Source organism: Bacteroides cellulosilyticus DSM 14838, from assembly GCF_000158035.1.
Lineage (GTDB): Bacteria > Bacteroidota > Bacteroidia > Bacteroidales > Bacteroidaceae > Bacteroides > Bacteroides cellulosilyticus.
The window spans coordinates 259,595-278,175 of record NZ_EQ973491.1 but is presented as its reverse complement, the minus strand read 5'-3'; the positions used below and the strand labels follow the sequence as shown (position 1 = coordinate 278,175).

The window sequence follows — 18,581 nt, the reverse complement described above, 5'->3', positions numbered from 1 at the left end:
ATTGCCCGAATTAACATTCATGATTACGATAAATAATCTCTTGTTCAAGTTCTTTTCGAAAAATGAGTCTACTCATTTTTTTGCTTCTAAAATATATAGACCTAATAGCTCTAAAAAGAAAATAAGAAAACGAATAGAAAGGAAGACCAACCATTAATTGTGAGATCTTAAAAAGAAAAGGTTTTCTTATCCTACCCTCTATTATATTGTCGCAGAGTTTCGTTAATCTATAACTAGCACATACAACATTATCATTTATTTCTATACATCCTATCATACCGATATTCTCTGTTTCCCTCCATTTCATTAATAGAGGATGTGAGACATAAGGCCATCCATAAGAATATGGACAATTGGACAAATCTTCACCTTCACTTGGATAATAAGTAGGTCTAGGCTTATTTATATATCTGTCTGGAAAGAAAAAATTACCCAAACTAAAGTATATAAATTTATTATGGCTACTTATCAGTGGCTGAATCCTATGTGTATGTCCACCTATGATTCCATCAGCTCCCCAGTTTAGGATTTTATCAGCTAATGTTATCATTGATGGAGTAGGAAAATAGGAATATTCTACACCCCAATGAAGAAAAATAAAAAGATGATCATATTGGCTTTTATTTTTTTCAATACTTTCCTTTATGTTCTTTTCTCTCATTTCATTCATTCCCGCTTTATTTTCAGTTGCAAACGGTACATATCCAACAGTATCCATCCTCCAATCACAAAAAGCCAAAAACGCAATTGATACTCCCGCAAATGTAACGACAGCAGGGCGAGAGGCTTCTTCTGAATTCAATCCAGCACCACAATACATTATCCCTAATTTATCAAGTTGTTTACATGTATTAATCAACCCCTCTTCACCTAAGTCAAATGCATGATTATTTGCCAAACTGACAACATCAATCCCCATTTCTTTAACTCTGTACAAATCAGAAGTCGGAGCATAGACAATGTCTTGTTTTCGTACCATCTTCTCAGGATCAAAACTAGGTTTATCTCCTATCGCACATTCCAGTGTAGCAACTCTAATATCAAATGACTTTAAAAATTCTAAGACATCACTTTTTATATAATTATCTTTCTTCCCATGATGAACACCGGCAGGCATTACATCACCAACACATGCTATTTTAATCATCGTCTAAAAATTGAGGCTAATATTTGTCCTATGTTACCCAATTGTTCTATCTTCAAACACCATGATATTATGAAGTATAGAATCAAATATATAATACCCATACAGCAATCATATTCATTTGATATTTCAAATATTCCCTTTATCAAAAATAATAACATTAATGGGCATGTCGCTATTAATACTATAGGAATAATATCTCTAAATTGCTTACCCAAATTATAACCTATTTGAGAAGAAACAAGATACATATTTATAAATGAAATCACATAAGCCCCTACAACCATTGCCCATAATATGCCATATACTCCCCACTTCAAACCTGCAAAAATTAAAGTCATTGCAAATATTCTCTTCACCAAATTCCACTTAAATAACAACCAACTTTTACCGATTGCAGCTATAGAATTATACGAAACACCTTGAAATGTCACAGCAATACCAGACAAACATAATATCCTAAAATAAGGAACACAATCAATCCATTTTTCAGTAAAAAGAAAGACTATTAAAGGTTTGGCTACCACTATTAGAAAACACATCAAAGGAAAAATGAGAAATAATAAATTACATGATAATTGTCGAATTATTTTCTCCAATGCCCTGTTATCATCTTTGACCTCTACCAATAAAGGATATGAAACTTGATCTACGACTGAAGCAATACTATTCGACGACTCTGTTGCCAATTTTGCAGACTGTGTATATAACCCCATTACCGTTGAAGAGAATTGTCTGCCTATGATGAGTCCTTGAATATTATTGCATAGATTATTAAGAAAAGACGAACATAACATGAAAAATCCAAAATTAAATAATTCTTTTAATGATTTCCATGAAAACACAAGTGAAGGTATCCACTTATTAAAATACAAATACAGTAAGAGGCTAAATACACTCACAAGAATCTGCTGTATAACCAAACTCCAGACTCCCATTCCATTATATGCCAAAAAGACTGTAACACAAACAGCTAACAAGGATGATATAACTGTAGCGTAGGCACATTCCTTAAATTTTAATTTTTTTCTTAACTGAGTACTTTGTACTACACTCAATGAATTAATTATTAACACTACCCCCAAAACTTTCAACAGATTATTCAATAAGGGTAATTTGTAAAAAGATGCTATAAATGGAGCACAAAAATACAAAACGATATATAATCCTATTGAGAAGAAAATATTCCAATAAAAAATGGTTGAATAGTCCTTTGTTGTTGGATTTGTTTTCTGAATCAGGGCAGAGCCAAACCCTCCATCTATAAATGTATTTGATATGACTATAAAAATCATAATCATCCCAATCGCACCATAGTCTTCTGGCAATAACAATCTTGCCAAAATTATATTAGAAATAAAAGACAAGAAAGTATTACCAAACTTCTGTATAAATGCCCATACAAAACTTATAGTTACTTTTCCCATTATTATATCCAGAATTTAGCAGTTTCTTTTTCTTGCATAAAAAAAGGAAATTGGGCTTTATTTAAACGCTCATATATTTTACATGCAAATAAAATATCATGTAACCCTAATCCTATATTGTATGCAATAATCCGTTCTTTATCATTCTCACGACCCGGATTTCGATTCAACAGAACATTACTAAATTCGTCAAAAGCCCTAAACTTACTAAAGTTTTTAAAGCCACACACATGGCCTCTATCATCACCATAAATTTTATCAAAAAACAAATCACAATTTTGAAAACCTCGAGTATGGACAGGTACCAGTAAAACACCTTTATTATATAAAGTATTATCAGTACAGATTAAATCTGACGCATCAGTTATACAAGATATGATAATTTCCGCTCCAGAGATCAGTTCTTGAACAGTGTCAACAATCTCAAATAGAGCATTAGTATATTCTTGAAATCTTTCTATAAAAGAGTCTGCTTGATCCTTATAACGCAATAAACGAAATTTCACGTCTTTATTTGCATACAAAGATAATAAACACATCGCTGTCGCACGAGCTGTATTGCCCAACCCTATAAAAGAGAATGTATGCGCATCGGATTTCTTCAACTTGTCTATAGACAATGCAGCAACTGCACCTGTTCGCATAGTTGTTATCCAATCCCCATCCATCAAGGCAAGCAAATGCCCTGTTATACTATCATAAAGAAGTATATCACTACTTAATGCAGGTTCTCTACCATTTATTCGACACACTTCTTTAACACCAAAAAAACGATAAGGCTGAGGCAGTAATGCCGGCATAGAAGTAAAGAAATCATTACCTTGCGGATGAACGCTTATTTTAGCAGGAAGTTGAGCTTCATATTTCATACGGAATGATTCATTAACCCAACTAACACACTCTTTAGGTGATATATTCAAATCACAAATGTGCTTATTTTGAACAATAAGAACTTTATTCTTCATCTTACTTACAATGACTTTAAAATATCAACCAACTTTGAATTGTCCTCTCTGTTTCTAATAGCTAAACGAATCAAATTCCGTCCACGCATATTTGATTTTAATCCACAGTTACTGATAATGACATCATGCTCTATCAACTTTTGCGTCAGTTCGGCAGAAGTATATTTGTCTATGACTTCACATAAGAAATAATTGGCTTGAGAAGGAATGACGTGCAAATACGAAATCCGCGTCAACTCCCTAAAAAACATTTCACGCTCTGCTATAAACTTCTGGCACGCTTTGGCATAATCTTTTTCATACTTTCCATAAATTTGCAAGTAGAATTCCGCAAAAGAGTTGATGTTCCAAATGGAAATCTCTTTCTTTATACGAGCTATCAAATCCACGTCAGAAGATGCAAATACACCTAATCTTAAACCGGGTACACCATAAGATTTACTGATGGATTTCATAACCATCATAGTTGGGTATTGCAAAAGTATATCATTATGCAGTAAACTATTGTCTGCATATCCCGTAGTAAAATCCACAAAACTTTCATCAACAAGCAAACGTATATTCATACCCTCACACCAGGATGCCAATCTAAGTACGTCCTGCTTGGATATAAAGTTTCCAGACGGATTATCCGGATTTATAAGCAATAATAAAGAAATTGATTTATCCGCATAAAAATCCATCAAATCATCAGCCGCATAAGTGAAGTTAGTATTTTGGGGAATATAAGCCACTATTTGCTCCGGATGTAAACGGTTAGGATATTCATCAAAAGTAGGATAGATAACCCCTACTTTATCACGTGTATGTTCTTCCATCACAACCTTGATAAGTTCGGCAGCACCATTACCTACCACCACAAACTCCTGCTTAATGCCAAAGTATTTCCCCGCCAACAGAGAATTTACATACATTCCTGAAGGATACTCCGCAAGCAATGTATCAAAATTAGCACGAAGTTCATCCTTCATGCGCTTAGATGGAAAAAATGGATTGACGAGATAACAATAATCTAATAATTTAGGGAAACGCCAAAAACCTCCATAGCGCTTATGATATTCTTCATACTTAGTTTCACTACAAGAAAATATAGTTGAAGCAATATCCAAATCTTGTACGTCATCTATCTCATACCATTTTTCATCCTGAATTGGTAAAGCTTTTAGAGTTGATGAATTAAGCAATGTCAACACACGCAACACCTGTTCATAGTATTCATTATTTCCCATCACCCGACTATAAGCATCAAGAAAAGGAACATATTCATTTGTCGAGAATTCACGACTAAACTTATAAATATTCACCGTCTTATAATAGACATCTACATCTTCGTATCTAAAGGCATCCTTAGGCACAAAATTTACGATATTGCAATCCGCATCTATACGCACCATCGTACCATCCATCCAAGTTTCATACTTGGCAACCAAGGCTAAATTCGGATAGGAATTATCAACTATCATTGAAAAGAGCGCATCGTCGAATATCAAGTCCGATTCGATAAGCAAAGTATCATCCTCTTGAAGCTCCTTTTTTGCTAACGAAAGCGAATAAATATTATTAGTTTTGTCATACACGGGATTGTTAATATATTCTATTTTCACCCCTTTATATTCGTCGCCAACATAATTTTTCAAATTCTCCCCTTTATAGCCTATTACAATTACAATACGAGATAACGATAATTTCGATAATTGGGTTAAGGTTCTATCAATAAGTGATATACCATTAACGTTTACCATACACTTGGTATTACCTTTGGTCAATTCACCCAAACGTTTTCCCATACCGGCAGCTAAGATAATTGCTTGCATAATGATTAGTTATTAGTGTTCAGAACATGGCTATCAAAAACATTATTGCCTACGACCTACTTCAGGTAAACCCCTTTTGTCCAATGATAAACAAGATAGCCAAACCTTTTTATATAAATTAATTATTAGTCTATGATTAGCGTAATTCTCAGAATAAAAGCAACTAACATATTTAAAACTTTTTCCCAAACACAATATTCATAAACGTCATAAACAGTATCTTGAAATCAAAAAACCATGAGCGACGTTCCAAATAAAACAAATCATACCGCAACCGACGTAACATCTTCTCCATTGTATCCGTATACCCATTATACAAAGTAGCATACGAAGTAACTCCCGGACGGATCTGAAATAAATAGCGATAACGAGGATCATGCTCCATAATCTGATCTATATAGAACTTCCGTTCCGGACGAGGACCAATAAAAGACATGTCACCAAGAAAGACATTCCAAAGTTGGGGAAGCTCATCTAAATGGTGTTCACGAAGAAATTTACCGATTTTTGTTAAGCGTTCATCTTTACCACCGGCATAAAGTGCCGGACCATACTTTTCGGCATCCAACTTCATACTACGGAATTTGTAAATGTAGAAGGGACGACCAAAACGTCCAATACGTTCCTGTTTGAATATGGCTGCACCACCATCTTCATGCTTTACCGCGAGATAACAAATCAAAAATAAAGGCGAAAAAATAATAAGACCTATAAAAGCCAGCAAACAATCGCCAACGCGTTTTACACTGCGTTCAAAATCATTCATTCCATCAGGAATAAAATGATCATTTTGTTCCATAGATTCCATACGGTATAAGTATTTTTGTCATTGTAATATTTCAAAAGGATATTGATTCTCTTCAATATTCTTCAATTCTTCCATAACTTCCGCTTGTTCGGAAGTTAAAGTTCCTTTGTCCCACTGATCCATAATGGAATGAGCTTCTTGAAGCAAACCCTCTTCATAAATTTCGCCATAACAGTAAGTCAGCAAACGAACTTTAAGCAAGGAAGCTGGAAGTTGTTCCAGAATGTTATAAGCGCGGTCTAATACAGATTGCTTCTTCTGCTCTTTATCTCCATAATCGTAGATCGTAGCATTGTAACCCATCAAAAGTGCCAGACACAGATTGGCTTCTTCTTCGATATCGGAACTCTTAGAGGAAAAAAGAGAATTGGACTTAACGAGAACTTCCTTATTCAACCGACAAAAAGTATCGGAATAGATAGGTTCACCGTCCATACCAAGATACATCAGCTCATGAGCGACATGTTGAAGCTCAAAAGCACAAGAAAGTAAAGAATTCATGGAGATTAATATATAATTAGTTGATTAGCTTCAGATAAGACTTGGGGACTTTAATACTTGCGACTAAGACACCCTTAATACGAATAACAACATAGTTTTTATTGGCTTGTGTGGCAATCTCACCTTCAATGCCGCTAAAATCCCCTTTGATGACCTTTACTTTATTCCCTATAGCAAAGGGTTCGCTATCAAAACTGACTCCATCGGGATTCAAGTCCATAATAAATATAAAGTCTTCCATTTGTTTATTAGGGACCACCAACATGGAATGAGTGAAAAGGTCTTTCATATAATAAAGGCGAACACCATAAACATTGGAAAGATCACAGGCAGTTTGCTTGGTAGCGTAGATAAAGATTAAATTTCGAATAACAGGAACCTCAGTACGCTTACGGCGATACTTCAGCTGAGATACCACAGTTCGCGTGGGAAGATAGTAATCAAGATCCAGACCCTCTTCTGCCTTAAACTTATCTAGGGATTTTCGGACAGCAAACTCTTGCTTATCACGAGTACGGGCGGCAAACCAATATTTCTGATTTTCAATCACTTGCAAGAAAACTATTGAGGATTTCAGTATAGTTCCGGGTGCGCTTCGCGGTTTGAACGAGACATATTCTCTTTCAAACCGAAACAAATAGTTTTTTAACTTAATAAGATAGAAACGAAGACATTAAACTCAAAAAAGTATTTTTTAATCGTTCGTTTAATGGGCGTCAAGATTTGAGAAAAATAAGAAATTCAAAAAGGACAAAAATGAAAGGATATTAAACATATTTATCGACAAAAAAGTTAGACTGATAATCAGCGACATAGCAGTAAAAAGAGCCTAGCATAAAAATATTTTTATTAAACATTTTGCACATTCAAAAAATACCCATTATCTTTGTGCCCATTAAACGAACGTTTTTTGGGCACCCCTATAAATGCAACGTATCACTCTATTATACAACAAATTACCCTCATATTTATTATTAGCAAAAAAACTTTTTCTATCACTCCTATTGCCTGTAAACAAAAGAAACGCTTACCTTTGCCCGTTTTTCAAATCAAACATTTAATATATATTTTATTATTACGTTAAATAAGTGAAATTATGAAACAAAAAGAGATGGCTAAAAGCCTTGAAAAAAAGGCCTGAAACAGGCAGAAAATTCACCTTTAAGAGGCAATGTATCAGAGATTAAGAGAAAACCCGGACGCCCTAAAGGTAGAGTGGTAAAAGGGATACTTCCCAAATATCGAAAAGAAGGAATGATAGAACTGCTCAATTGGAGAGACAAAGGATTTTTCGGTAAAAAAGAAAACATATCCATTCACGAATTGGCAGACAAGGGTGCTGAATGGGGACTTTTTCTCTCCGACAGCAATACTCCACTATCAGCCAAGACAATAGAAATAGAATTGGGAGAAATCTGGAGAGGTGAACATCTACAAAAAGTGATGGAGAAGAAGAATAAAAACAAGAATAAAGATAAGAAATAAATGGACAACAATTAAATATTGACACCCTATATACAATCTACTATATCTTTGCCCCCGCTTTAGCAAAGATTAAGCCCCGCAAATCGAGAAGATGTCGCTTTATCCCCAAAGTGATATCTTCTCTTTTTTTATGCCCGACATAAACACCAACTAAAGAACTAAGAATTAATAATTTAAAATTAAACACAATGAGAAAACTAAAGAAACCCGCTTCAATCTATGAAGCACTCAGAAAGAAATGGAAAATACGAATCATGCTCGAAAAAGCCTACACGGAAGACGCAGCACTATGGATGACCGACAGAATTGAAAGCCTCATCAGCCACATGCAGTATGGATATGCACTTGTGGCATACTACAAACAGGACGGAACCTTCAAGTTTGTAAAAGCAACACTACTTCCATACGAAAAATGTTTCCGTCGGAAATACGATATACATCATATAGAAGGGCACATCATCTACTGGGATGTAGAACTACAGGCGTGGAGAAGCTTCCAGCTGGAAAACTTTCTGGAATGGAGACCGATCAATTGACAGTTGACAATTAATGATTAACAATTAAAGAATGAAGTTATGGCAATGATATACAATAGCATACCTTATTTTCCTACTCAGGTGAGCTTCTTCGAAGAAGTGGCTATGGAACTGATAGAAGCCAGGTATGGAATGAAAGCGGAAACGGCAGTCATGAAATTAGTGTGCAAGATATACAAGGAAAACGGATACTACATGGTATGGAATGAAGAACAGTGTACACTCTTCACCAACAAAGTGGGAAGGGAAATTACGAAAGAAGAGATGCAGGGAATTGTGGAGACACTGATGGAAAAGGGGTTCTTCGACAAAGAAACCTATAAGGAACACGGAATACTGACTTCCGTAGAGATCCAGAGAGTATGGCTCGAAGCAACCAAACGTAGGAAAAGGGACTTAGAGTCCCTGCCCTACATGCTGGTGAAGACGGAAGAAAGTGATAAAGGCGGTAAAGACGGCAAAGTCGATAAAGAGACCGATGGTATGCAAAACCCTCAAAATTGCATGCAGGATGCAGACAATTTCACCGAAAATGCCGACAATTCCGAACAAAACAAAACAGAACAAAACAAAGCAAACGAAAATAGAGAACTTCCCCCTCTAACTCCCCCGCCGGGGGAGGATGTCGGGGTATGGAGGAAATATTCTTTCATTGAGTTTCCGGGATATGCCTACAACAAGAATACCCATAACCTGGAATGTCTCTTGCTCGCACTGGACGGGCTGCATATCAACGATCCGAATGATACGAAAGCGATATTGAAGTTGTCCGACTACGGACGGCTGGGAAACGAGGTCTGGAAAATAATACACGCAACCAAGTGGAGTATAGTGAACAGCAAAGGGAAATATCTGATAGGAGCACTGAACAAGGCACGCACACAAGGATAAAAAACGCAAAATCAGAGGATTAAGCGGATACTGATTATCAAAGGATTACAAGGAGTTAACTTCCTGCCGACAAGGAGTTAACTTCTTGCCGACAAACTCTTAACTTCTTGTAGACAAGGTATTGTAGTCCCACAATTTATTTAACGGGTTCTATCTTCCAATCAGCCAGCGTATGTCGTTTCGTGTCGAAATTTATCCCCATCTTCACTACCGGAAGTCCGCACAGCGCAAAACGTTCGGGATAATTTTTCAGGTCAATCTGCTGCATAGCCGCATCAGCACTCTTATCAAGTTTCAACTCAACAACATAGAGAGTCGTCCAACTGCGCATCACCATATCCACACGACCACGGGGAGTACGTACTTCTACATCAACATAATATCCCAAAAGGTTAAGTATCATTTGTGATATATGAAGGAATCAGATTACGCATCAATCCAATACGAACTTCCTTATTAGGAATATCAAGCGTATATATGTCGAAAACACTGTCATAACCTTTTATTGTGATATAGCCGCTTTGATAGAGCAAGGGAGTAATATTGGTCATACGCTCCGTGGGAGCATCAAACTCCGCAGCAACAGCCTCTATTCCGCCTATTTCAGATGGAAGAACGCCAAATTTATTCAGCATCTCTATCAAATAAGTAGGAGTACCGCTGCCAAACCAATAGGAGTTAAATTTGCCATCGTTAAAAGCATTGAACAGACTAAAAGGATTGTAAATATCTGGTGAAGGCCAGGTAAAATGATAACCATCATAGTTCTCTTTCAATTTTGCCAGCACTTCATCACGCGTTATTTGCATTTTTTCCGCCAACAAACCCAGATCATAGCTCATTTGCTCCTTTATTTCTTCTTCCGTAATGCCGCAGATGGCAGCATAAGGTTCGTCCATACTGATGTTCTTGATATTATTCAGTTCACTGAAGATGCTCAGTTGGGAAAACTTCGTGATTCCGGTCAGAAACACATAGCGCAAATAAGGGTCACAGGCTTTCAGCGGACTGTAGAAGTTACGCATCACATTGCGAAGTATGGGCAGATTCTTATCCTCATGCATTACATCAAGAAGCGGAGCATCATATTCGTCAATCAAGACAACAACCTGTTTGCCGGTCTGCTGATAAGCACGCTGAATTAAACCCGTTAAACGATCATTCAACATTACTTCCCCATCCAGTCGACCATAGATTTCTTCGTATCTGTACAACTGAATATTCAACATACTCTCTAACCGTTCCCTATCCACGTGTTTTGCCAGACTCATATCAAAGTGAAAAACTGGATATGACATCCATTCCGTCTCCAATTTCTCGATAACAAGCCCTTTGAACAATTCCTTCCGACCTTCGAAATAGCTATGAAGCGTACTGGCCAGCAACGACTTGCCAAAACGGCGCGGTCGACTTAGAAACATATATTTAGAAGCGGAATGCGTCATGCGATAGACGTATCCCGTTTTGTCAATATACAAATAGTTCTTTCCTATAATTTCTGAGAAAGTCTGTATTCCTACCGGATAAAATTTCTGTTGTTGCTCCATATCAAGCCTCCGTTTCTTTGATTACAAAGTTACAACAAAAGAACAGAACGACAAACAAACAGAATTATTTATCTTTTTTCGTCTTTTAATCTCCGCCTCACGGATTCTGTTTCGTACGATTTACCAACGACAAATGTAACCAGCCATAAATACCCAATATAATAACCAACAATGTCTGTATACCATGTACTATTAGGGCAAAAACTCCCGCATCAGTAGCATTGACACCGTATAGCATCATCATTGTAATGACAGCGAAATGCCACGGTCCCGCCCCATTAGGAGTAGGGACAATCACAGCAAAAGTGCCGCCTACAAACATCACCAGACCCGCCAGAAAGCTGAGATGTTCAGTAAAAGCGAAGCAATAGAAAGTGATATAAAAGTGATAAAAGTAACATCCCCATATCAACACCGTGTAAAGGAGGAAAAGCGGTATATTCTTCACACTCTTCAATGACATCACACCTTCCCATACATTCAGCACCACTCCTTTCACTTTCTCGAAGAAAGAAAGCATACGCAGAAGGAAATAGAGTAATACTAATACACCAATGATACTAAAAAGAACGACATAAAACCAGGGAGATGTCACCAGATGCACCAGCGAAGGAACTTTCGTACCTGTCTCTTCAAAAAAACGAAGGAAGACGGGCATCTGCATCAGAAAAGTAATCCCGGTAATCAAAAGAATGGTCAATGTATCTATCAAGCGTTCCGTTACCACTGTTCCAAGCGATTTGGCAAAAGAAACATCGTCATATTTGGCAAGCATACCGCAACGGGAAACTTCGCCTACACGGGGTAAAACAAGATTAGCGGCATAGGAAACAAAAATAGCATCCACACAATCGCTCGTCTTTGGATAAGCTCCGAGCGGCGCAAGCGTCTGTTTCCAACGCCAGCCACGGAAAACATGGCTCATCACACCAAAAAACAACGAAAACAGCATCCATCCCCAGTTCGTTCCATGCAGAAGTACCTCCTTGGCGCGTGCAAAATCAAAATCTCGATACACCCAATAAAGAATAAAACCGCCCAAAGCGACCGGTAAAAGGATCTTCAGTGTCTTTTTTAATAGTTTATTCATGCAGAATTCGTTATTCTTCGTCGAAAAGGATTACCTTTGTGGGCTGCAAATACAGCACTTTCCCAAAAGGACGGTCTCCGTTTGCGGTGCAAAAGTAACGATTTAGTTGATAAATGAAATTAGTAAAGCCTAAAAAGTTTCTCGGCCAGCATTTTCTGAAAGATCTGAAAGTGGCACAGGATATAGCCGATACGGTAGACGCATGTCCCGGCCTCCCCATTCTGGAAGTAGGTCCGGGCATGGGTGTATTGACCCAGTTTCTGGTGAGAAAAGAACGTCCGGTGAAGGTGGTGGAATTGGATTATGAGTCCGTAGCCTATCTGCGTGAAGAATATCCGTCGCTGGAAGACAACATCATTGAAGATGACTTCCTGAAAATGAATCTCCAACGCCTGTTCGACGGGCAACCTTTTGTACTGACAGGAAACTATCCTTATAATATATCCAGCCAGATATTCTTCAAGATGTTGGATAACAAAGAACTGATACCTTGTTGTACCGGTATGATACAGAAAGAAGTGGCCGAACGTATTGCCGCCGGACCGGGCAGTAAAACGTATGGCATCCTGAGCATATTGATACAGGCATGGTATCGTGTAGAATATCTTTTCACCGTACACGAGCATGTATTCAATCCGCCACCCAAAGTGAAAAGCGCAGTCATCCGTATGACGCGAAACGAAACGAAAGAGTTGGGTTGTGACGAGAAGCTGTTCAAACAAGTAGTGAAAACGACTTTTAATCAACGCCGCAAAACCCTGAGAAATTCGATAAAGCCGATACTCGGCAAAGATTGTCCGCTGACGGAAGACGTTTTGTTTAACAAACGACCAGAACAACTATCAGTACAGGAATTTATCAGTCTGACCAACCGGGTTGAACAGGCCTTGAAAGAGATTAGAGAAACAAGTGATGAAACCAAAAAATGATAATTAAAGATTTTAGGCGCGGATTGTGCGGATGAGCGCGTAGCTTTTAATCCGTGAAATCCGCGTAATCCGCGCCTAAAATTATCACGGCTTAGCCCGCTAAATTATCATTTTAAAAAGAGGAGAAAGATTATGGAGATGGACGAAGAATACATTGACAATGTCAAAAACCTCATAGAACAAAAGGACGCCGAGAACGTCAAAGCACTCCTTATAGACCTGCACCCTGCGGATATTGCCGAACTGTGCAATGACCTGAGTCCTGAGGAAGCACGTTTCGTATACCGCTTACTGGATAACGAAACGGCGGCAGACGTGTTGATGGAAATGGATGAAGATGTCCGTAAAGAATTCCTGGAAATACTCCCGTCGGAAACCATTGCCAAACGCTTTGTGGACTACATGGATACGGATGATGCCGTAGACCTGATGCGTGAGCTGGATGAAGAGAAACAGGAAGAAATTCTTTCTCACATTGAAGACATCGAACAGGCAGGAGACATCGTAGACCTGTTGAAGTACGACGAAGACACCGCCGGTGGTTTGATGGGTACTGAAATGGTGGTCGTAAACGAGAACTGGAGTATGCCGGAGTGCCTGAAAGAGATGCGCCAGCAAGCTGAGCAGTTGGATGAGATCTATTATGTCTATGTCATCGACGACGAAAACCGCCTGCAAGGAGTGTTTCCACTGAAAAAGATGATTACCTCCCCTTCTGTATCCAAGGTTAAACACGTGATGAGGAAAGACCCCATTTCTGTACGCGTAGACACATCTGTGGACGATGTGGTACAGACCATTGAGAAATATGACTTGGTAGCCGTTCCTGTTATCGACAGTATCGGACGGCTTGTGGGGCAAATCACCGTAGACGACGTCATGGATGAAGTTCGTGAGCAATCGGAACGTGATTACCAGTTGGCATCCGGTCTTTCCCAGGATGTGGAAACAGATGATAATGTAATGCGCCAGACCAGTGCCCGCTTGCCATGGCTTATTATCGGTATGCTGGGTGGTATCGGCAATTCCATGATTTTAGGTAATTTCGATGCTACTTTCGCAGCCCATCCCGAGATGGCACTCTACATCCCGCTGATCGGTGGTACAGGCGGAAACGTGGGAACACAATCTTCGGCCATCATCGTACAGGGCCTTGCCAACAACTCGCTGGATGCAAAAGATACTTTCAAGCAAATTACCAAGGAATCCGTAGTGGCCCTTATCAACGCTACTATTATTTCCTTATTAGTATATATATATAATTTTGTCCGGTTCGGCGCAACTGCCACCGTCACCTATTCCGTTTCTATCAGCCTGTTTGCAGTAGTGATGTTCGCATCTATCTTCGGCACACTGGTACCTATGACACTGGAAAAGTTGAAGGTAGACCCAGCCATCGCTACCGGTCCGTTTATTGCGATTACCAATGATATTATAGGCATGATGTTATATATGGGAATTACCGTACTTCTATCCTAAAACAAGAAAAATGAAAAAAAACTAAGGAAAAAAGTATGAAGTAATTGTTTTATTTCATTAATTTGTGACCTAATGTAACCCGAACGGGTAAAACCGTTTTTTAAAATGTATGTACAATGATGGACACTCATGACACTAATCTCCCCGAAAAGGCGGTGGAATTAGAAGAAGAAAAGAAAGCAGCTGAGGTTTCAGAACCGGCTCTGACGGAAACTCCGGCTGAAGAAGCAAAGCAGGAAGAGCAGCCGGTAGAAGCCGCACAAAAGCTAAGCAAGGAAGAAATCCTGGCTAAATTGAAAGAGATTTCCGCAGATGTGGAAAACGCCGGCAAACAGGAGATAGATAGTCTGAAACAGGCTTTCTATAAGCTTCATAATGCCGAACAAGAAGCGACAAAGAAGCTGTTTATCGAAAACGGGGGAGTAGCAGAGAATTTCATTCCGACAACGGATGCTGTTGAAGAGGAATTCAAAAATATCATGTCCGTCATTAAAGAAAAGAGAGGTGCATTGTCAACTGAACAGGAACAACAAAAAGAGCTGAACCTGCAAATCAAACTTTCCATTATCGAGGAACTGAAAGAACTGGTAGAGTCACCCGACGATGCCAACAAATCCTACTCAGAATTCAAGAAGTTACAGCAACAGTGGAATGAAGTGAAACTTATTCCGCAAGCCAAAGTCAACGAACTGTGGAAGAGTTATCAACTCTATGTGGAGAAGTTCTACGATCTGTTGAAGCTGAATAATGAATTCCGCGAATATGACTTCAAGAAAAATCTGGAAATAAAGACACATCTATGTGAAGCTGCCGAAAAGCTGGCTGATGAAGCAGATGTTGTGTCAGCTTTCCACCAGTTACAAAAGCTACATCAGGAATTCCGTGACACGGGTCCAGTTGCAAAAGAACTGCGTGACGAAGTATGGAATCGATTTAAAGCTGCTTCCACAGCCGTAAATCGCCGTCATCAACAACACTTCGAATCATTGAAGGAAGTAGAGCAGCATAATCTTGACCAAAAAACAGTGATTTGTGAAATCATTGAAGCAATAGACTACAACGAATTGACCAATTTTGCTGCGTGGGACAATAAAACACAGGAGATCATTGCCCTGCAAAACAAGTGGAAGACCATCGGTTTTGCACCGCAAAAGATGAATGTGAAGATATTCGAACGTTTCCGTAAAGCGTGTGATGAATTCTTCCGCAAGAAAGGTGAATTCTTTAAAGCCCTGAAAGAGGGCATGAATGCAAACTTGGATAAGAAACGTGCTCTTTGTGAGAAAGCTGAAGCTCTGAAAGATAGCACCGACTGGAAAGCAACCGCTGACGAACTAACCAAACTGCAAAAAGAATGGAAGACTATCGGTCCGGTAGCAAAGAAATATTCTGATGCAATATGGAAACGGTTTATTTCCGCTTGTGACTACTTCTTCGAACAAAAGAACAAGGCTACTTCCTCCCAACGTTCCGTTGAGATAGACAACCTGAATAAGAAGAAGGAAATCATCGAAAAGTTGGGTGCCATTGATGAGAATATGGATACGGATGAAGCTACTCAGTTGGTACGCGAATTAATGAAGGAATGGAACAACATCGGCCATGTACCTTTCAAGGAAAAAGACCGTTTGTATAAGCAATACCACGGACAAGTGGACAAATTGTTCGACCACTTCAACATCAGCGCTGCCAATAAGAAGTTGAGTAACTTCAAATCCAACATCAGCAGTATTCAGGAAGGCAGCCCGCAGTCACTCTATCGCGAACGCGAGAAACTGGTACGTGCAGCAGATGCCATGAAGAACGAATTGCAGACTTATGAAAATAATCTTGGCTTCCTGACAGCTTCTTCAAAGAAAGGCAACAGCCTGCTGACAGAACTAAACCGCAAAGTAGAAAAGCTGAAGGCAGATATTGAATTGGTAAAACAAAAGATTAAGGTTATCGACGATTCCATTCGTAGCGCCGAATAATTTTAAGCCTATATACACAAAGAGGGTGTTTCAACATTTTGCAACACCCTCTTTGTTATTTATATCTTATCTTAATGATGGAACAGACGAATACCTGTAAATGCCATAGCGATACCGTATTTATCGCAGGTTTCAATAACATGATCATCACGTACTGAACCTCCTGCCTGGGCAATGTATTCCACACCAGTCTTGTGAGCACGCTCTATATTATCTCCAAACGGGAAGAAAGCATCTGAACCAAGAGCTACTCCTTTCAGAGTATTCAGCCATTCGCGCTTTTCCTCACGCGTCAGCACTTCCGGTTTTTCTGTAAAGAACTGCTGCCAAATACCGTCAGCCAACACATCATCATGATCATCGCTAATGTAAATATCAATCGTATTATCACGGTCGGCACGGCGGATTTTCTCTACCCAGGGCAAGTTCAATACTTTTGGATGCTGGCGAAGATACCAGATATCAGCTTTATTTCCAGCTAAACGGGTACAGTGGATACGGCTTTGCTGTCCTGCCCCGATACCAATCGCTTGTCCGTCTTTCACATAACATACAGAATTGGACTGCGTATATTTCAAAGTAATAAGCGCTATCATTAAATCACGCTTTGCAGCATCCGGAAAAGTCTTATTCCGCGTAGGAATATTAGCGAACAGTTCGCTGCCATTCAGCTGAATCTCATTACGTCCCTGTTCAAAAGTTATCCCGAACACATCCTTACGCTCAATCGATGCAGGTTTATACGAAGGATCAATCTTAATCACATTATAAGTACCCTTACGCTTGTTCTTCAGAATTTCGAGTGCCTCATCCGTATATCCCGGAGCAATAACACCATCGGATACTTCCCGGTTAATAAAACGGGCAGTCGCCTCATCACAGACATCACTCAAAGCTATAAAATCTCCGTAAGATGACATACGGTCCGCACCACGGGCACGCACATATGCACTGGCCAGAGGAGAAAGCGGCAAGTTATCAACAAAATAAATCTGTTTCATTGTCTCATCCAAATCCAGACCAATAGCTGCACCTGCAGGGCTAACATGTTTGAATGAAGTCGCAGCCGGCATTCCGGTAGCCGCTTTCAATTCTTTCACCAACTGCCAACCGTTCAGTGCATCCATAAAATTGATGTATCCCGGGCGTCCGTTCAGGACTTCGATAGGTAACTCCCCCTCCTGCATAAAAATGCGGGCCGGCTTCTGATTAGGGTTACAGCCGTACTTGAGTTCTAACTCTTTTGCCATAGTTTTAATTATTTTGAATAGAATTGCTACATTATTACTTAAAACATAAAGTATGATCAATCATTATAAATCCATAACAATACAGGCTTGGTTTCAGCCTTTAACAACACATCAATTTGCCTCATCGTTTCATTACAAATCACCGGACATCCCTGACTCATGCCTAATGGAAGATGTGAAGGATAAACCTCTGTCGCAGGCAAAGGAGTATAAGAATGTAATACGACAATACGTTTGAAAGCATTATCATTAGTGGGTTCCAGACCATGCAATTTATAATGAACATTGATTCCCCATTTGCTGTAAGCCCGAATACCTACTTTGTATTTTCCCAGAGAAGAGCAAAGACTTCCCGGCGTATTGCTAAAAACAGGTTTGGAAGGTGTACTATCTTTCCCATAACCATGGGCACAAAGACTTGCATACTTAATGGAATCTCCTTTAAAATCCCAAACAAAGAAACGTTTTTTACCAGAATGTATGCTGAAATCTACTAAGAAACAATAATTTGTACTGAATCCCTTACTAACGCAATATGCCTTTGCTTCATGCGCTTTCGATTTCAGACGTTGATGATCGACAGCATTCACCGTAATGCTTTTACCACATTCGGCACATGCTCTACCCTCTAATCCTAAAATAAAGAAAAATAGCAGCAGAAACAGAATGAATCTCTTCATAAGCTTCATTATCGTATTAATAGACTTAGGGACAAAAAAGCAAAAAAGCTACGAACTTATTA

Annotated in this window: 16 protein-coding genes and 1 pseudogene; 6 read left to right on the top strand and 11 right to left on the bottom strand. The window is 39.0% G+C overall.

Annotated elements, in window-relative coordinates; all coding sequences use genetic code 11:
* Window positions 1–10: 10 nt before the first annotated feature.
* The 7 genes from BACCELL_RS13450 to BACCELL_RS13420 all read right to left on the bottom strand — a co-directional run bounded on the left by BACCELL_RS13450 (window position 11) and on the right by BACCELL_RS13420 (window position 7,209).
* Window positions 11–1,147 carry a CapA family protein gene (locus BACCELL_RS13450; protein WP_007212372.1) on the bottom strand — a complete coding sequence of 379 codons (1,137 nt, stop codon included), beginning with the start codon at window positions 1,145–1,147 and terminating at the stop codon, window positions 11–13.
* Window positions 1,144–2,571 carry a lipopolysaccharide biosynthesis protein gene (locus BACCELL_RS13445; RefSeq protein WP_007212371.1) on the bottom strand — a complete coding sequence of 476 codons (1,428 nt, stop codon included), beginning with the start codon at window positions 2,569–2,571 and terminating at the stop codon, window positions 1,144–1,146. The genes BACCELL_RS13450 and BACCELL_RS13445 overlap by 4 nt, the downstream gene beginning before the upstream one ends.
* 2 nt (window positions 2,572–2,573) lie before the next feature.
* On the bottom strand, window positions 2,574–3,536 hold the full coding sequence (locus tag BACCELL_RS13440; RefSeq protein WP_007212370.1) for an ornithine cyclodeaminase: 963 nt from the start codon (window positions 3,534–3,536) through the stop codon (window positions 2,574–2,576).
* Between the two features lie 5 nt (window positions 3,537–3,541).
* Window positions 3,542–5,350: an aminotransferase class I/II-fold pyridoxal phosphate-dependent enzyme gene (locus tag BACCELL_RS13435; protein WP_007212369.1), complete on the bottom strand. Its 1,809-nt coding sequence runs from the start codon at window positions 5,348–5,350 to the stop codon at window positions 3,542–3,544.
* A 172-nt stretch (window positions 5,351–5,522) separates the two neighbouring features.
* The gene (locus BACCELL_RS13430) at window positions 5,523–6,158 is read right to left on the bottom strand and encodes a sugar transferase (protein WP_007212368.1); all 636 of its coding nucleotides are present in this window, start codon (window positions 6,156–6,158) and stop codon (window positions 5,523–5,525) included.
* A gap of 18 nt (window positions 6,159–6,176) precedes the next feature.
* On the bottom strand, window positions 6,177–6,659 hold the full coding sequence (locus BACCELL_RS13425; RefSeq protein ID WP_007212367.1) for a UpxZ family transcription anti-terminator antagonist: 483 nt from the start codon (window positions 6,657–6,659) through the stop codon (window positions 6,177–6,179).
* A 16-nt stretch (window positions 6,660–6,675) separates the two neighbouring features.
* On the bottom strand, window positions 6,676–7,209 hold the full coding sequence (locus BACCELL_RS13420) for a UpxY family transcription antiterminator (protein ID WP_007212366.1): 534 nt from the start codon (window positions 7,207–7,209) through the stop codon (window positions 6,676–6,678).
* A gap of 704 nt (window positions 7,210–7,913) precedes the next feature.
* Between BACCELL_RS13420 and BACCELL_RS13415 the strand changes: the two genes are divergently transcribed.
* The 3 genes from BACCELL_RS13415 (at window position 7,914) to BACCELL_RS13405 (ending at window position 9,571) form a co-directional block, all read left to right on the top strand.
* Entirely contained in the window at window positions 7,914–8,144 is a 231-nt protein-coding gene (locus BACCELL_RS13415) for a hypothetical protein (protein WP_044154004.1), read from the top strand.
* Window positions 8,145–8,332: 188 nt separating this feature from the next.
* Entirely contained in the window at window positions 8,333–8,680 is a 348-nt protein-coding gene (locus BACCELL_RS13410) for an SH3 beta-barrel fold-containing protein (protein WP_007212364.1), read from the top strand.
* A gap of 39 nt (window positions 8,681–8,719) precedes the next feature.
* Window positions 8,720–9,571 carry a DUF4373 domain-containing protein gene (locus tag BACCELL_RS13405; RefSeq protein WP_007212363.1) on the top strand — a complete coding sequence of 284 codons (852 nt, stop codon included), beginning with the start codon at window positions 8,720–8,722 and terminating at the stop codon, window positions 9,569–9,571.
* A gap of 136 nt (window positions 9,572–9,707) precedes the next feature.
* On the opposite strand, the pseudogene BACCELL_RS13400 reads toward BACCELL_RS13405, so the two are convergent.
* Window positions 9,708–11,118: pseudogene (locus tag BACCELL_RS13400) on the bottom strand (ATP-binding protein).
* Between the two features lie 97 nt (window positions 11,119–11,215).
* Window positions 11,216–12,208, bottom strand: coding sequence for a lysylphosphatidylglycerol synthase transmembrane domain-containing protein (locus BACCELL_RS13395; protein ID WP_007212360.1), 993 nt, complete (start codon window positions 12,206–12,208; stop codon window positions 11,216–11,218).
* A gap of 113 nt (window positions 12,209–12,321) precedes the next feature.
* Between BACCELL_RS13395 and rsmA the strand changes: the two genes are divergently transcribed.
* The 3 genes from rsmA to BACCELL_RS13380 all read left to right on the top strand — a co-directional run bounded on the left by rsmA (window position 12,322) and on the right by BACCELL_RS13380 (window position 16,589).
* Window positions 12,322–13,137: a 16S rRNA (adenine(1518)-N(6)/adenine(1519)-N(6))-dimethyltransferase RsmA gene (rsmA, locus tag BACCELL_RS13390; protein ID WP_007212359.1), complete on the top strand. Its 816-nt coding sequence runs from the start codon at window positions 12,322–12,324 to the stop codon at window positions 13,135–13,137.
* Window positions 13,138–13,275: 138 nt separating this feature from the next.
* Window positions 13,276–14,616: a magnesium transporter gene (gene mgtE, locus BACCELL_RS13385; RefSeq protein ID WP_026367655.1), complete on the top strand. Its 1,341-nt coding sequence runs from the start codon at window positions 13,276–13,278 to the stop codon at window positions 14,614–14,616.
* A 116-nt stretch (window positions 14,617–14,732) separates the two neighbouring features.
* Window positions 14,733–16,589 carry a DUF349 domain-containing protein gene (locus BACCELL_RS13380; RefSeq protein ID WP_007212357.1) on the top strand — a complete coding sequence of 619 codons (1,857 nt, stop codon included), beginning with the start codon at window positions 14,733–14,735 and terminating at the stop codon, window positions 16,587–16,589.
* Between the two features lie 71 nt (window positions 16,590–16,660).
* Here the strand turns inward: BACCELL_RS13380 and BACCELL_RS13375 are convergent, their stop codons facing one another.
* Both BACCELL_RS13375 and BACCELL_RS13370 read right to left on the bottom strand, forming a co-directional pair.
* Window positions 16,661–17,839, bottom strand: coding sequence for a phosphoribosylaminoimidazolecarboxamide formyltransferase (locus tag BACCELL_RS13375; RefSeq protein ID WP_044153870.1), 1,179 nt, complete (start codon window positions 17,837–17,839; stop codon window positions 16,661–16,663).
* Between the two features lie 56 nt (window positions 17,840–17,895).
* A complete protein-coding gene (locus BACCELL_RS13370) occupies window positions 17,896–18,528 on the bottom strand; it encodes a murein L,D-transpeptidase catalytic domain-containing protein (RefSeq protein WP_007212355.1) in 633 nt (210 codons plus the stop codon).
* Window positions 18,529–18,581: the final 53 nt, after the last annotated feature.

What these genes read in the sequence shown, in the direction of transcription:
- BACCELL_RS13450 (WP_007212372.1), bottom strand. Translation starts at nt 1,147, where the DNA reads ATGATTAAAATAGCATGTGTTGGTGATGTAATGCCTGCCGGTGTTCAT.
- BACCELL_RS13445 (WP_007212371.1), bottom strand. Translation starts at nt 2,571, where the DNA reads ATGGGAAAAGTAACTATAAGTTTTGTATGGGCATTTATACAGAAGTTT.
- BACCELL_RS13440 (WP_007212370.1), bottom strand. Translation starts at nt 3,536, where the DNA reads ATGAAGAATAAAGTTCTTATTGTTCAAAATAAGCACATTTGTGATTTG.
- BACCELL_RS13435 (WP_007212369.1), bottom strand. Translation starts at nt 5,350, where the DNA reads ATGCAAGCAATTATCTTAGCTGCCGGTATGGGAAAACGTTTGGGTGAA.
- BACCELL_RS13430 (WP_007212368.1), bottom strand. Translation starts at nt 6,158, where the DNA reads ATGGAATCTATGGAACAAAATGATCATTTTATTCCTGATGGAATGAAT.
- BACCELL_RS13425 (WP_007212367.1), bottom strand. Translation starts at nt 6,659, where the DNA reads ATGAATTCTTTACTTTCTTGTGCTTTTGAGCTTCAACATGTCGCTCAT.
- BACCELL_RS13415 (WP_044154004.1), top strand. Translation starts at nt 7,914, where the DNA reads ATGATAGAACTGCTCAATTGGAGAGACAAAGGATTTTTCGGTAAAAAA.
- BACCELL_RS13410 (WP_007212364.1), top strand. Translation starts at nt 8,333, where the DNA reads ATGAGAAAACTAAAGAAACCCGCTTCAATCTATGAAGCACTCAGAAAG.
- BACCELL_RS13405 (WP_007212363.1), top strand. Translation starts at nt 8,720, where the DNA reads ATGGCAATGATATACAATAGCATACCTTATTTTCCTACTCAGGTGAGC.
- BACCELL_RS13395 (WP_007212360.1), bottom strand. Translation starts at nt 12,208, where the DNA reads ATGAATAAACTATTAAAAAAGACACTGAAGATCCTTTTACCGGTCGCT.
- rsmA (WP_007212359.1), top strand. Translation starts at nt 12,322, where the DNA reads ATGAAATTAGTAAAGCCTAAAAAGTTTCTCGGCCAGCATTTTCTGAAA.
- mgtE (WP_026367655.1), top strand. Translation starts at nt 13,276, where the DNA reads ATGGACGAAGAATACATTGACAATGTCAAAAACCTCATAGAACAAAAG.
- BACCELL_RS13380 (WP_007212357.1), top strand. Translation starts at nt 14,733, where the DNA reads ATGATGGACACTCATGACACTAATCTCCCCGAAAAGGCGGTGGAATTA.
- BACCELL_RS13375 (WP_044153870.1), bottom strand. Translation starts at nt 17,839, where the DNA reads ATGGCAAAAGAGTTAGAACTCAAGTACGGCTGTAACCCTAATCAGAAG.
- BACCELL_RS13370 (WP_007212355.1), bottom strand. Translation starts at nt 18,528, where the DNA reads ATGAAGCTTATGAAGAGATTCATTCTGTTTCTGCTGCTATTTTTCTTT.